Origin of the sequence: Lacrimispora amygdalina, assembly GCF_003432035.1 — a bacterium.
Taxonomy (GTDB): domain Bacteria; phylum Bacillota; class Clostridia; order Lachnospirales; family Lachnospiraceae; genus Lacrimispora; species Lacrimispora amygdalina.
In genome coordinates, this window is the sequence record NZ_QOHO01000078.1 from 1 (window position 1) to 15084 (window position 15084).

The 15084-nt window shown below is 44.4% G+C and carries 14 protein-coding genes; 13 read left to right on the forward strand and 1 reads right to left on the reverse strand.

The window, feature by feature from the left end; translation table 11 throughout:
- Positions 1–260 precede the first annotated feature (260 nt).
- From DS742_RS22960 to DS742_RS23010, 11 genes are all read left to right on the forward strand, one after another.
- Positions 261–1640, forward strand: coding sequence for an efflux RND transporter periplasmic adaptor subunit (locus DS742_RS22960; protein ID WP_117419292.1), 1380 nt, complete (start codon positions 261–263; stop codon positions 1638–1640).
- Positions 1641–1652: 12 nt separating this feature from the next.
- Positions 1653–2420, forward strand: a complete 768-nt coding sequence (locus DS742_RS22965; protein WP_117419293.1) for an ABC transporter ATP-binding protein — start codon at positions 1653–1655, stop codon at positions 2418–2420.
- Positions 2414–3622 (forward strand): ABC transporter permease, encoded by a 1209-nt coding sequence (locus tag DS742_RS22970; protein ID WP_117419294.1) that lies wholly within the window; start codon positions 2414–2416, stop codon positions 3620–3622. The genes DS742_RS22965 and DS742_RS22970 overlap by 7 nt, the downstream gene beginning before the upstream one ends.
- An 8-nt stretch (positions 3623–3630) precedes the next feature.
- A complete protein-coding gene (locus DS742_RS22975) occupies positions 3631–4842 on the forward strand; it encodes an ABC transporter permease (RefSeq protein WP_117419295.1) in 1212 nt (403 codons plus the stop codon).
- 121 nt (positions 4843–4963) lie between these two features.
- Positions 4964–5392 (forward strand): hypothetical protein, encoded by a 429-nt coding sequence (locus DS742_RS22980; RefSeq protein ID WP_117419296.1) that lies wholly within the window; start codon positions 4964–4966, stop codon positions 5390–5392.
- Complete coding sequence (locus tag DS742_RS22985; RefSeq protein WP_117419297.1) at positions 5389–6336, forward strand: ABC transporter permease; 948 nt, start codon at positions 5389–5391, stop codon at positions 6334–6336. Before DS742_RS22980 ends, DS742_RS22985 begins: the two co-directional genes overlap by 4 nt.
- A 26-nt stretch (positions 6337–6362) precedes the next feature.
- Positions 6363–7235, forward strand: a complete 873-nt coding sequence (gene cdaA, locus DS742_RS22990; RefSeq protein ID WP_117419298.1) for a diadenylate cyclase CdaA — start codon at positions 6363–6365, stop codon at positions 7233–7235.
- A complete protein-coding gene (locus DS742_RS22995; protein ID WP_117419299.1) occupies positions 7213–8520 on the forward strand; it encodes a CdaR family protein in 1308 nt (435 codons plus the stop codon). The genes cdaA and DS742_RS22995 overlap by 23 nt, the downstream gene beginning before the upstream one ends.
- A gap of 49 nt (positions 8521–8569) precedes the next feature.
- Entirely contained in the window at positions 8570–8833 is a 264-nt protein-coding gene (locus DS742_RS23000) for an HPr family phosphocarrier protein (RefSeq protein ID WP_117419300.1), read from the forward strand.
- A 34-nt stretch (positions 8834–8867) separates the two neighbouring features.
- Positions 8868–10583: a phosphoenolpyruvate--protein phosphotransferase gene (ptsP, locus tag DS742_RS23005; protein ID WP_117419301.1), complete on the forward strand. Its 1716-nt coding sequence runs from the start codon at positions 8868–8870 to the stop codon at positions 10581–10583.
- Between the two features lie 99 nt (positions 10584–10682).
- The gene (locus DS742_RS23010; RefSeq protein WP_117419302.1) at positions 10683–11975 is read left to right on the forward strand and encodes an O-antigen polymerase; all 1293 of its coding nucleotides are present in this window, start codon (positions 10683–10685) and stop codon (positions 11973–11975) included.
- Between the two features lie 88 nt (positions 11976–12063).
- On the opposite strand, the gene DS742_RS23015 is transcribed toward DS742_RS23010, so the two are convergent.
- On the reverse strand, positions 12064–12918 hold the full coding sequence (locus DS742_RS23015) for a helix-turn-helix transcriptional regulator (protein WP_117419303.1): 855 nt from the start codon (positions 12916–12918) through the stop codon (positions 12064–12066).
- A gap of 136 nt (positions 12919–13054) precedes the next feature.
- On the opposite strand from DS742_RS23015, the gene DS742_RS23020 reads away from it, so the two are divergent.
- Both DS742_RS23020 and dapF read left to right on the forward strand, forming a co-directional pair.
- A complete protein-coding gene (locus DS742_RS23020; protein WP_242996700.1) occupies positions 13055–14074 on the forward strand; it encodes a D-alanine--D-alanine ligase family protein in 1020 nt (339 codons plus the stop codon).
- 1 nt (position 14075) lies between these two features.
- Positions 14076–14936 (forward strand): diaminopimelate epimerase, encoded by an 861-nt coding sequence (gene dapF, locus DS742_RS23025; protein ID WP_117419305.1) that lies wholly within the window; start codon positions 14076–14078, stop codon positions 14934–14936.
- Positions 14937–15084 lie beyond the last annotated feature (148 nt).

Below are 15084 nucleotides of genomic sequence, written 5' to 3' on the forward strand. Positions count from 1 at the left end.
TTTTTCCCCTTCCCTTATCTTTATCAAGGAATCGGAGTGCTTTTGATGATTATAACATTTTTTTATCTAAAAAAAATGGTAATAATTTTAATGATTTAGAAGTAAAATGGAAGACTGCATAAGGGAAAATGCTCCCTTATAGCAGTTTTTTTTAAATTGACTGGAAAAATTTAGAAAATTATAAGAATTTTAATATTTAATTCATTATAACCCACCGCTATAATAAGAGAGAGACTGATACTGATATGGAGGGTACGGGCATGAAATTGTTCAAGAAGAAAACAGAAGAAGAGATTCAGGTGGCTGAGGCCGGACCTATGGCAGACGATGATTTTGAAAAAGAACTTAAGAATCTGATGTCTGAGGAGCATGTAGGGAAAAAAAAGAAAAAACTTTCTAAGAAAAAATGGAGCAGAAAGAAAAAAATAATCGTGGGCTCCGGGATTGCTGCAGTGTTCCTTTTTATCGCCTTTCGCAGTGCGGCAAGCGGAAAAAGTGCAGTGATGCCGGTTACTGTCACACCATTAAAGAAGGGTGAGGTTACGGAGATCCTTTCCGTAAGCGGTCCGGTACAGGGAACCGACAGCGTGGAGGTTGTTTCCAATTTACATGCTGAGATTCTGGATCTCCCGGTGAAAGAGGGTGACAGGGTAGAAAAGGGGCAGCTGTTGGCCACTCTAGATGACAAAGATGCGAAAAAAGAGGTGGATATCGCACAGAATGCCTATGATCTTGCTGTCAGTACATATAAGGATAAGCAGCTGGAAGCAGAAAATGGATATGCCAAGGCAAAGCAGGATTTTGAGGCAGCAAAAGCAAATTACAACAGAACGCTTCTTCTTTACCAGGGAGGAAGTGCAACAGGAGTTGAGCTGGAAACTGCTTCCAATAACATGAACGATAAAGCAAGAGAGATGACTACCTATACTCTGAAAGATGGAAAACCGGTAGCCAATGAATCCTATTCTCTGCAGATTGAAAAAGAGGCATTTGAGCTGGAGCAGAAAAAAGAAGCCCTGCAAAATACAAAAGTCACCAGTCCCATCGCAGGAACCGTTGTGCGTGTAAACTGTAAGGTGGGCCGTTTTGCAGATAAAACGGACGATGACAAACCCATGTTTATCATCAATAATCTGGATGTGTTAGAGATGAAGATCAATGTCAGCGAATATTCCATCGGTAAAGTAAAAGTTGGGCAGCCGGTTGATATCACTGCCGACATCTTAAATGGTGAGGCCGTAAAAGGAGAAGTTACTGCAATTTCCCCAACAGGAGAAGAAAAGGGAGGCGGTTCTACGGAACGTGTCATTCCTACCACCATCCGTATTATTGATCAGAACTCAAAGCTGATTGCCGGAATTACGGCGAAGGCCAGAATTGAACTGCAGAAAGCCGAAGATGTGTGGGTAGTTCCCATATCTGCATTAATCCAGAATCCCGATGGAAGTATGGCAGTAGCCTCAGTCGTTAATAACACAGTGAAATACATTCCTGTAAAAACAGGTGTGGAAAGTGATATAGAATCGGAGATTATTCCGGAAGAAGAGGGTGCTCTGACAGAGGGTCTTCAGCTGATTGAAGCTCCATCCTCCATGATCACAGATGGAATGACGGTACATGTGCTTCCGTCTCAGCCGTAGGGGGGATGCTGTATGTGGAAAAAGAAAGAAGTGATACCTGACTATATTACCCAGAATGTCAGCGAGGATCTGATTAAACTGGTTGATATGGTAAAGATATATGATACCGGTTCCATTAAGGTTTTGGGATTAAAGCGGGTGAATTTAACAATTAAGCGGGGAGAGTTCGTGGCCATCATGGGTCAGTCAGGCTCCGGAAAGTCCACGCTGATGAATATACTTGGCTGTCTGGACCGGCCTACCATGGGGCATTATTATCTGGATGGTATCGATACTGCTGACATGCCGTCTGATGATTTATCTGCCATCAGGAACCGTAAGATCGGATTTGTTTTCCAGTCTTTTAATTTAATATCCAGAACCTCTGCCTTAAAGAATGTGGAGCTTCCCATGACTTATGCCCACATTTCAAAAAAAGCAAGAGAAAAAAGGGCGATGGAACTTTTGGAGCGGGTAGGTCTTGGAACCCGGTATGAGCACATGCCTAATGAACTTTCCGGAGGTCAGAGGCAGAGGGTTGCGATAGCGAGAGCTCTCGCCAATGAACCGCCGCTCATTCTTGCAGATGAGCCTACCGGTAACCTGGACTCAGCCTCATCGGTAGAAATTATGGAACTGTTCTCCAAGCTTCACAACGAAGGGGCAACTGTGGTTTTAGTTACTCACGAAGAGGATATCGCGGCGTTCACCAACCGGATTATCCGCTTTAGGGATGGCAGTCTGGTCAGTGATACTCCCAATATTCCGGTGTCGAATCAGAGCGGGGAAGCATTATGCTGAGAGAAAATATGAGTATGGCAATGCATGCCATAAAATCCAATAAAATGCGTTCATTTCTTACCATGCTGGGCATCATTATCGGTATCGGCGCAGTGATTGCCATTGTATCGGTAGGAGACAGCATGAGAAATGTTTTTACAGATGCTTATAAAGACGTGGGGATTAACCGTGCACTTATTCTGGTATCATGGGAAGTGACAGATTTCCGCTCTTCCGATTATTTTGACAGAGATGAGATGGAGCGGGTAAAAGAGATCTTTCATGATAAGATCGAGTATATTGACAGCAATTCCAGTGCTGATACAGAGGCTGTGAACCGTTTAAAGAAGGTAAAGTTCGAGTTTCAGGGAGTCGATTATAATTATATGAACGTTCAGCCGCAGAATATTATTTACGGCAGATTTATAAATGAAGCAGATGTTAAAAAGGCGGCAAACCACGTGGTGCTGGAGGATAAAGGCGCAGTGGCGCTGTTCGGTACAGCTGACTGCGTAGGACGTACCTTCCGCATGATTGTCAATAAGGACACTCAGGAATATACTGTGGTGGGTGTATATCATAAAGACTTATCCCCCATGGCTGCCATGCTTCTTGGCAACGGACAGAAACAGGCCGGATTTATACCTGACACCGTTGTCAGCAGGAAAGGCGATAAGTTTCAGGTGCTGAACTTTTATGTCCGCGACGGAGTGAATATGAATGAATTTCTTCCGGAGTTAACCAAATATATTGCAAAGACAAAAGGAAGAAAAGAATCAGAAATAAAGGTCATGTCTGTAGCAGATCAGATGGGAAGTGTGGACTCTAAGCTTTCTGCCATGTCTGCAGCGGTAGGAGGAATCGCCGCCATCTCTCTTCTGGTAGGCGGAATCGGAATCATGAACATCATGATGGTGTCTGTAACAGAGCGTACCAGGGAAATCGGAATCCGCAAAGCCCTTGGTGCCAGAACCAGGGATATTATGATTCAGTTTTTAACGGAATCGGCATTGATGTCAGCATGCGGCGGTATCATTGGAATTATCCTAGGGGTGACGATTGTAATGATTGGAGGAGCGGTTTTAAAAACAGCCGTAATCGTAAGACCCTCCGTGGTCGTTCTGGCCGTTGGTTTTTCGGCACTGGTTGGAATATTTTTCGGTATTTATCCGGCTTCGAAAGCGGCAAAGGCAGATCCGATAGAAGCTTTGAGGTATGAATAGGAGGAAGCATGCTGTTTGAAAATATGACTATGGCAGTTCATGCCATTAAAGCGAACAAAATGAGGTCTCTTCTTACCATGCTGGGAATTATCATTGGTATCGGATCAGTCATTGCCATTGTATCCATCGGTGATACCATGAGGTTTATGATTTCTGATATCTACAAGGATGCGGGAACAACCCTTGCTTCTGTATATGTCTGGCCCTCTGACGGCAGTGAGATGAGAGACAGCGATTATTTCAGTGTGGATGAAATAGACCGGATCAAAGAAGTTTATGGAGATGAGATCAGTTATATCGACGGTGATTCACGGCAGAATGCAGAAGCTGTTTTCGGCAGAAATAAGGTAAAATTCGAGTTTGAGGGTATTCGCGCCAATTATCCCGACGTTCATAAGATTGATATCATATACGGCAGGAATTTAAATGAGGGGGATATAAAGGGCAGAAAAAATCATGTTGTTCTGGAGGCAAAAGGCGCGAAAGAACTTTTCGGTACGGAAGATGCCGTAGGAAAGACTTTTCGGACGACTATTTACGGAGATACTGCAGATTACGACGTGGTGGGAGTGTACCGCAAGGAGGAGAATCCATTTGAGGCGATGGCAGGCGGGTCTGATGGAAAAAAAGAAGGTTATATGCCTGAGACTTTGTTAGTCTGGCCCAATGACATGATTTACAATATCAGGCTTTACGCGAAGGAAGGAACCGATATGGCTGCTTTTTCCGACCGTTTTTCCCAATATATAGCAAATGCCAAAAGCAGAAGGAAAGAAGATGTTACCTTTTATTCCGTATCAAACGAAATGGGAAGCGTTGACCAGGTTATGGGCGGTCTGTCTGCGGCAGTAGGCGGAATTGCAGCGATCTCACTTTTAGTAGGCGGAATCGGAATCATGAATATCATGCTGGTTTCCGTTACAGAACGAACCCGGGAAATCGGTATACGTAAGGCTCTCGGGGCAAAAACCTGGGATGTTATGGTCCAGTTTCTGACTGAATCCGCCATTCTTTCTGCAATGGGGGGAATTATTGGTGTCATATCAGGAGCAGGACTGGTTTTTCTTGGAGGTACCCTTCTTGGCATGACTGTCGTAATCAAGCCGTTTGTAATATTAGTTGCGGTTGGATTTTCTGCACTGGTGGGACTGTTTTTTGGAATTTATCCGGCTTCGAAAGCGGCAGGGAAAGATCCCATTGAAGCCTTAAGATATGAGTAAAAAGCGCAGCAGCCATGCTGTGCTTTTTTTCTCAAAAATAAAAAATTCCTTAATAGGCTCGCAAAGTATCATGTTCTATGCTATAATAGGGTGATATCTTATGGTATAGTGAGGAGACCATATGCTGAGTGAAGAAAAAATAAAGATCATGACGAGTCTCGCCATGTTTGAAAAACAGGAAGGCAAGAGAATATTTCCGATTAACCGGTACTTCAAAAGTGACTATGTCAGCAGCAAGCTGTTCCGCTCCTTTTTCAGCTACACCTTTAGTTTTTTATCCTGCCTCCTTTTATGGGGACTTTATTACATGGAGCGCTGGCTGAATACCATGGATTTAAAGAGTCTGACGGGAACGGGAATAAGGATTGGTATCATATACGCTGCCGGACTGGCGTTTTATCTGGCCATCAGCATCTATATATATATGAAGCGTTACGAACATGCAAGCCGGGGAATGAAGATTTATCTGGCAAAATTAAAGAGACTGGACAAGCGCTATGATGGAAACACCAGATCAATAAAAAGAATAAAAGGAGGGCGTACATCATGATGGGCCTTCTTGTATTAAGAGAACGACTAAAAGAGTTTTATGCAAGGTATGGAATCTATATCACTCCTGTTATCAAGTTTATTTTCAGTTATCTGGCTTTTTCCTTGATGAACAAGAATATTGGATTTATGACGAAGCTGACAGAACCGTTTATTCCTCTGGTTCTGGCTTTGGTCTGCTCTTTTCTGCCTTATGGAGCCATTTCCTTTTTGGCAGCCAGCTTTATGCTTGCCCATTTATCGGGGATCTCTATGGAGGTTACCCTGGTTATGGCTGTATTCATACTGGTGGTTGGCCTGCTGTATTATGGCTTCCAGCCGGGGGACAGCTATCTCCTGGTTTTAACACCGGTTTTTTTCCTTTTAAAGATTCCCTATGCAATTCCTCTGATTGTAGGGCTTTCCGGAGGAATTGTTTCCGTGATACCGGTAGGGTGCGGTGTTTTTATTTATTTTACCCTTCTGTATGTAAAACAGAATGCCGGAGTTTTAACCAATGATCTGTCAGCGGATGAGATGCAGAAGTTTATGCAGCTGATGAAGAGCCTGCTGGCGAACAAACTCATGTTAATTATGGTGCTTGCTTTTACTCTGGCTCTTTTAATAGTGGTAATAATAAAGGGGCTGTCCATGGATTATTCCTGGGTGGTGGCGATTATAGCAGGAACAATTGCCCAGCTTAGTGTTATTTTCATCGGAGACATTACAGCGGATGTATCGGTATCTGTTCTGGAACTCTTTGGAGGAGTTCTTGTTTCCGTTATACTTGCTGCAATCTATACGTTTTTCGTTTTTACAGTGGATTATACACGTACGGAATACGTGCAGTTTGAAGATGATGACTATTATTACTACGTCAAGGCAGTTCCCAAACTGACGGTCAGCACACCTGATGTAAAAGTTCAAAAAATTAATGCCAGAAAACTCCAGAGACCGCAAAGGTAAGAAGAACAAAAAGGGAGGTGGATCACATGGCAAATTTTTTAGATAAGATGTATTCCTGGGTATCGTTCCTTCCCAGGATATCAAAGACAAATCTGGTTGAGATTGTTATCATAGCTGTTTTGCTGTATGAGCTTCTGACCTGGATTATGAATACGAGAGCCTGGACACTGTTAAAAGGTATCATTGTAATCTTTGTTTTCTATGTCTTTGCTTACGTTTTCCGCTTGGATAATATTTTCTGGATACTCAATAAGATCGCTGCTCCGGCAGTGACCATGGTAATTGTGATCTTCCAGCCGGAACTGAGAAAGGCGTTAGAGCAGCTGGGAAGCAAGAATCCATTTACCGGAATACTTACTTTTGACGATGGAAGAGATAATTCCAGTTTTACGGATAAGACCATTAATGAACTGGTAAAAGCAACCTTTGAGATGGCAAAAGTAAAGACGGGAGCGCTGATCGTGATTGAGCGCAGCGATTCCTTAAAAGAGATTGAGCGGACAGGAATTGAAGTGGGCGGAATTGTCAGCAGCCAGCTTCTCATTAATATTTTCGAGCATAATACCCCTCTTCATGACGGAGCTGTGGTGATTCGGGGAAACCGGGTGGCAGCAGCCACCTGTTATCTGCCACTGTCTGATAATATGACCATCAGTAAGGATCTGGGAACCAGGCACAGGGCGGCAGTGGGAGTGAGCGAAGTCAGTGACAGCATTACTATCGTGGTTTCTGAGGAAACCGGACGGGTAACAGTTGCGCTGGAGGGAGGATTAAAGCGGATTGCAGACGCGGATATGCTGAGGACCATTCTGGCCGGCGTAAAGCAGGCGGGAGAGGAAGGAAGCAGATTCAGGATTTTGAAGGGAAGGCGTAAGAATGAAGGAAAAGCTGTTAAATAACCTTGGACTGAAAGTTGCGTCGCTGGTGCTTGCTGTTGGGGTGTGGATGGCGGTAGTGAATATATCAAACCCCGTCATTGCTGATTCCCAGTTTGTTACGGTTGAAATCCGTAATGAGGAAGCTTTAGAGGCGGCAAACCTGACCTATGAAATCGACGGCAAGGATGTGGTGGCGGTCAGTTACCAGATAAGGACCAGGGACCGGTCTCTTGTGAAGGCATCAGACTTTCACGCATACGTGGATTTAAAGGATTTTAATGTAACGGGCGCAATTCCGATTACAGTAGAGATAAATAAAGATAAGGAGAGTCTGGTAAAAAGCGATACCATTACGGCAAAGCCTATGGTGATCCGGATCAGAACGGAACAGCTCCAGACTAAAAAATTTGATTTGCAGGTGAATACCAAGGGAAAAGCCGAGGAAGGCTATGCTACCGGGACGATTAACCTGGTTCCGGACAATGTTACTGTTCAGGGACCGGAATCTTTGGTTGGACAGATCAACCATATGGGAGTGGAAATTCAGATTGCTAATAATGTGAATTCAGATATCAGTTCATCTGCTGCTCCTCTTTTTTACGATGCCAACGGCAATAAACTGGACCTGTCGGATAAGGTGACTGTGAATAAATCAGAAATCGATTATTATGTCCAGATACTGAAAGCAAAGGACCTTTCCCTTAATTATGAAGTTACGGGTCAGGTTGCAAAGGGATACCGTTATACAGGACTGGAAACAGATGTGAAGTCTGTTTCAGTCGTAGGCACCAAATCCGTGCTTGCCTCTCTGTCGTCCATCCCGGTATCTTCGGATAAGCTGAATATTGACGGTGCAACAAAGGATAAAGTAGTACAGCTGGATTTAAGCCAGTATCTCCCGCCGAATACCACCATTGCAGGTGATAAATATAAAAATGTAACCGTTAAGCTGAAGGTGGAGCCACTGACCACCCGGGTATTTACCCTTCAGTTGGATAGCCTGGACAAAAAAGGCATGTCCGCGGATTACAGATATAGTTTTGATAAACCGACCTGTGATGTTACTGTAAAGGGGCTGAAGGAAGATTTAGATGCATTGAAAGAAGAAAATTTAAATGCAATTCTTGATGTCTCCGATCTGAATCCGGGCACATATCCTGGACTGCTTCATTTTGAAATTTCTGAAGGGTTTGAAGTTACCGTTTACACGCCTTTTAATGTAACGGTAGCAAAGGAGAATACGGAGTCTGCACCACAGACGCAGGACACCACTGCGCCAAGCACATCAGAGAGCGCGGCACAGTAAAAAGGGCCTTTAAGATGGGCAGTATGTAGAAAGATTGGAGGAATTCAGTATGGTCAGTGCTAATGTTGTTATAAAGAATCCTACCGGTCTGCACTTGAGACCGGCAGGGATTCTTTGTAGGGAAGCCATGAACTTTAATTCAGTAGTGAGTTTTCGTTTTAAGAACACCACTGCCAACGCAAAGAGTGTACTCAGCGTGTTGGGAGCCTGCGTAAAAAGCGGCGATGAAATTACCTTTGTCTGTGAGGGAGCAGATGAAGAGGAAGCTCTGGCTGCCATGATCAAGGCTGTTGAGGGGGGCCTTGGCGAATAGATTTTTTCATTTTTTAATTAATAAGGAGGATTTTATGTTTAAAGGAACAAGCGCATCTGCGGGAATCGGAATTGGGAAAGCCGTTATCGTAGAAGAGACAGAACTGAAGATTAAGAAAGACACAATTACAGATGTGGATGCGGAAAAAGCCCGCTTTCAGAGGGCTGTAAACCAGGCGATGGAGGAAACCGGCGCTCTGGCAAAAGATCTTGCCACAAGAGTGGGAGAAAAGGAAGCGGAGATTCTAAACGGACATCTTCTGCTGCTTTCTGACCCCATGCTGGTTGGTGAAATTGAAAATTCCATCTCAGGCGAGATGATCAACAGTGAATTTGCAATCGAGACTGTATGCAATACGTATGCGGATATGTTTGCCTCCATGGGAGATGAACTGATGCAGCAGCGTGCCACCGATATGCGGGATATTAAAACCCGTATGCAGAAGATTCTTCTGGGCGTCAGTTCCGTGGATATCGGAGCTCTTCCGGCGGGAAGTGTCATTGTTGCAAGAGACTTAACTCCCTCCATGACAGCCGGAATCAATCCCCGGAACGTAACCGGTATTGTTACAGAACTGGGGGGAAAGACATCCCACAGCGCCATTCTTGCAAGAGCACTGGAGATCCCTGCGGTTGTTGCAGTTGACGGCTTCATGAGCCGGATTGCAGACGGTACAGAACTTATATTAGACGGATCAGAGGGCGTGGTGTTTGCAGACCCCGATCAGGCCGTAAGGGAAGAATATACAGCGAAAAGAGATGCGTTCTTAAAAGAAAAGAAGGAACTGGAGCAGTACATCGGAAAGCCGACGGTGACAAAAGACGGAGTAACCATAGAACTGGTTGCCAATATCGGAAAGCCGGAAGATGTGGAAAAAGTTCTTCATTATGACGGGGAAGGCGTTGGACTGTTTCGTACCGAATTCCTTTTTATGGACCGGACAAGCATGCCTACGGAAGAGGAGCAGTTTGAGGCATACCGCAAGGTAGCAGCTGCCATGAACGGCAAGCCTGTAATCATCCGTACTCTGGATATCGGCGGAGACAAGGAGATCCCGTATATGGGCCTGGAAAAGGATGAGAATCCGTTCCTTGGATACCGTGCCATCCGTTTCTGCCTGGACCGGAAGGATGATGTATACCGTCCCCAGCTTCGGGCACTTTTAAGAGCCAGTGCGTTTGGCAATATCCGGATTATGGTGCCGATGGTGACCTGTCTTGAGGAGTACCGGGAAGCGAAGGCTCTCGTAGAAGAGATTATGAAAGAACTGGATGAAAAATCCATTGCTTATAAGAAAGATATCCAGGTAGGAATTATGGTGGAGACAGCAGCAGCATCCCTGATGGCAGATGTGTTTGCCAGAGAGGTTGACTTCTTCAGTATCGGAACCAACGATCTGACACAGTACACCATGTCTGTAGACCGTGGAAATGATAAGGTATCTTACCTGTATTCCCCGCTTAATCCGGCCGTTTTAAGAAGCATACGCCATGTGATTGAGTGCGGAAGAAAAGAAGGAATTATGGTAGGCATGTGCGGAGAGGCTGCAAGCGATCCCATGCTGATCCCGCTTCTTCTTGCGTTCGGTTTGAATGAGTTCAGTATGAGTGCATCTGCAATCTTAAACGCAAGAAAGCTGATTACCGGATACAGCACACAGGAGCTTAAGGAAGTTGCCGATAAGGCCATGTCCTTTGCCACTGTAAAAGAAGTAGAAGATTATATGAAAGATTTTATCAGCCGTTCATAACTGGCTGAATCGGAAAAATGCAGCTGTTGCCGTTAAGGCGGCTGCATTTTTTCCGAAAAAAGGCAAAAGGCGATTATTTACAAAAGGGGATATGTTACGATGAGCGTTTATCTGATCAGTTATGCAGCATCTTATCTATTTGCAAGAGCCGGTTACTATTGGCTTTCCGGTTTGATCCTCATGCTTGCGGCACTCTTTCTTTATTGGTATGATTACAGGAGAACGGAGAACATCATTCATTTACGGGGATTGTTTTCCCTGTTCTGGGTTGGAGGACAGGGCGTTGCCTGCTTAAAGCTGTCAGAATTGTCTTCTGACTGGAGTATCATTACCTGGCTTTGTTTTCTGGTGGCGCAGTCAGGCTTCTGGGTGATGTTTGAGTTTATGATCCGAACCCAGGGCTCTGCAGGAGGGCAGCGTTCCAGCTGGTTTAGCTTTAAAGGATATGAAAAACCGCTGTTTCTGGCGATGCTGCTGACTACGGTACTGTCTCTTGCTGCATTTCTGACCGAGGCGGCTGTACTGGGCTTTATCCCGTTTTTTATTAAAGGAGTGCCTCATGCGTATTCCACGTTCCATATCACAGGAATCCATTATTTCACCGTATCCTGCGTTCTCGTACCTGCTCTTTCTGTGTTGTATTTAAACATTGAGCAGGGAAGAAACGGCGTCAGGCTGGTTCTTACCGTAATCATGGATCTTGTTGCCTGTGCGATTCCGGTTTTATGTGTCTCCCGGTTTCAGCTGATTCTGGCTGTTGGCCTGGCGTTTCTCACCTACATCGCCATGGAGCACAGGCTGAAGATTATATACGGAGCAGGGCTGCTGCTTGGGATGATTCCCATCTATGTGATTCTTACCATAGCCAGAGGACATGATGTCACCTATTTAAATGGTATTTTTCAGATGAAATACAGCCAGATGCCCATATTTATCACGCAGCCGTATATGTATATCGCCAATAATTACGATAATTTTAACTGCCTGGTGGAATGGCTGCCATCCCATACATTCGGTCTTCGAATGCTGTTTCCTTTATGGGCGTTAACAGGACTGAAATTCCTCGTACCTGCTTTGGTGGATTTTCCCATTTACGTGACAAAAGAAGAACTGACAACAGTCACTCTTTTTTACGATTCCTTTTATGATTTTGGTATCGTGGGTGTTCTTTTGTTCAGCTGTATACTGGGTGCCGTTGCATTTTTCTTAATGCGGCTGGTAAAGCGGGTAAGAAACCCAATCGGCTATCTGTTTTATGCCCAGTTTGCCATGTATCTGATTCTGTCGTTTTTCACAACCTGGTTCAGTAATCCGGCTACCTGGTTTTATTTTGCACTGACCGGTGTTTTATATGTGTTCTGTTCGTGGAAGAATAACGGAAGGCATGAATAATTTGAAAATAGAAACTTTTATGGAATATGCGCATGGATCTGGCGAAAAAGCCCGGTTCATGCGCATGTTTTATGCCTGGCAGCTATATTTATAACACAATGGTATCTTCCTTCATGGTTTCAGAAGGGGAGATATGAAATTTATTTTTGTAGGCTCTTGAAAAGGTGGAATAGTTTTTAAATCCGCAGGAGAAACATACTTCTGTAACGGAATTGCCGGTTCTTAAACGTTCTCTAGCCAGCAGAAGGCGTTTTTCCGTAATGTAGTCAAAGAGAGTATAGCCGGTCTCTTCTTTAAAAAGATGCATCAGATGGTAGCGGCTGATAAAAAATGATTCTGCTATGGAATCCACCGTCATATCCTCCGTTAAGTGTCTGTTAATATGATCCATGATGCTTAAGATCCTGGCATCTCCCGTAGATGGGGGCAGATACTGGACTCTGTTTGTCAGAGAAGCCCGGTTCAGCTGAATCATGAATTCAAGAAACACCACCTGACAGTATAAATCTTTCGCATAGCCGTCATGGGTGCAGGCGTATTCTAAGTTGGTCAAGGTATGGTACAAACTGCTTTTTTCCATGGAATGGATTCTGAGAACGTGGGAATGAAGCTCTTTGGACTTTTGAAAACATGCACTTAAATCATAGCTTTCCGACCGGTATGCATTTAAGAAGCCGGGAGAAAGATAGACTATGATTCTTTCGTAAGGAACGTGGGAAGCGATATCAGGCCGGTGTATGTCATTATGGCTGACCAGAATGATATCATATGGCTCCAGACGGTAGGCACAGCCTTCAATCCGGTAAGTCACAGATCCCTGTATAAAAATAATGATTTTATCAAAATCGTGGTAATGGTAGTCGTAGTTTAGGTTTCCTTCATCAAGAAGATGAAACAGCTTAAAATCACTGTTTAAATATCCCCGTTTTTCGTAGTTATTCATTGCAGCAGGTTACGCCTCCCTTCCTTTCTATAATACAACACAATTTGCAATGTATAAAGCATTATATTAATAGAAATGATAGAAAGTGCTGTTTATAATAGATAGTATCAACCAAACAATGAATGAAAAGGAATGAATGATGAAGATAGCAGTACTGGCGGGCGGATTCAGCCCGGAACGGGAGGTTTCCTTATCCTCAGGAGCCATGATCACAAATGCACTGATGGAGCGGGGACATGAGGTATATCTTGCAGATTCTTATCTGGGAATTCCGGATGGGGAAGAGATCCGGTTTTACAGTTTAAAAGATGGAATGAAATTTTCCAGCCATATTGGCAGCAGCGCTCCCGATTTGGAACAGTTAAAACGAAAGTCCGGTTTTCGGGGAATCCTGGGCAGCCGGATAATGGAAGTCTGTATGCAGTCGGATATGGTTTTCCTGGCACTTCATGGTGGAGCCGGTGAAAACGGGCAGATTCAGGCAATTCTTGACGGTTATGGGATTGCTTATACAGGAACCGGATTTGAAGGGTGTCTGAAAGCGATGGATAAGCACCTTGCCAAGCTTTTAATGCGGGAGGAGAATATTCCAACTCCTGAGTGGAGACTTTATGAAAAAGGAGCCCAGGCAGAGCCGTTTTTATTCCCCTGTGTTGTGAAACCGTGCGGCTGCGGGTCCAGTGTGGGAGTTACCATGGTGGATGGGGAAGACCAGTGGCAACAGGCGCTTGAAGCTGCATTTTCCTGTGAAAATAAAGTGCTTGCTGAGGCAAAGATTTCCGGAAGAGAATTTTCAGTGGGGATTCTTGGAGGAATTGCACTTCCGGCTATTGAAATTAAGCCGAAAAGCGGATTTTATGATTATGAGAACAAATACCAGCCGGGATTGACAGAGGAAATCTGTCCAGCCGGTCTGTCCACTAAGGAAGCGGCCCATATGGCGGACCTGGCTTTAAGAGTACATAAGACTCTTGGGCTTGGCTATTATTCCAGAGTGGATTTTATGATGAAAGAGGATGGCAGCCTTTATTGCCTGGAGGCAAATACATTACCGGGAATGACACCTTACAGCTTACTTCCACAGGAAGCAGCAGCTGCAGGAATATCTTATCAGGAACTCTGTGACGCAATTGCGAAGCATGGGAAAGGGGCATAAAATGAATATTACTTTGGAAAAATACCACGGACTTGGAAACGATTATCTGATTTTTGATCCCAATAAAAATGAGTGCAGACTGACAAAGGAGAATATCCGGCTGATCTGTGACAGGAACTTCGGCGTGGGCTCAGACGGTCTTCTGGTAGGACCCATACTGGGGCAGGATAAGCTGGAAGTGAAAATATTAAATCCTGACGGAAGTGAAGCCGAATTAAGCGGAAATGGAGTCCGGATATTTGGAAAGTACTTAAAGGATGCCGGTTATGTCCAGAAAAATAAATTTGTAATCAGCACGTTAAGCGGAGAACAGACCATTCAGTACTTAAACGAGGAGGGAACCAGAATCAAGGTTTCCATGGGAAAACTCAGCTTTTACAGCGATGAAATACCTGTTACAGGGCCGAGAAGAGAGGTTTTAAATGAAACCATGCTGTTTGGCAGCATTCCTTACCGCGTTACCTGTGTAAACATTGGAAATCCTCATTGTGTAATCTGGTTAAATGATATATCAAAGGATCTGGTATGCCGGATCGGAAAACATTCTGAAAATGCCGAATATTTTCCGGAGCGGATCAATACCCAGCTTTTAAAGGTGCTGGACCGGACGAATATTGAGATTGAGATTTATGAAAGAGGAGCCGGTTATACTCTTGCATCAGGGACCAGCGGCTGTGCTGCTGCCGGAGCTGCATACCGCATGGGTCTGACAGATCCCAAGATGTATGTCCATATGCCGGGAGGTGTCCTGGAAGTGGAAATTAAAGATGATTACAGTGTTCTGATGACAGGTGAAGTGGGCTATGTGGGCAGATTTACCCTTTCCCATGAATTTGCAGAACAGGTGAAGGCGCTTCAGTAAAAAGAAGTATTTTGGCATGACAGCCGCCTGCAGGAAGCCGTATGGGAAATTCCGGCTGATGCAGACGGCAGGTCATGCTTTTTTGTTTGGGAGGGATAAAAAAATATTAATAAAATAAGAAAATTTCCTTGCATATTAAACCTGTCTT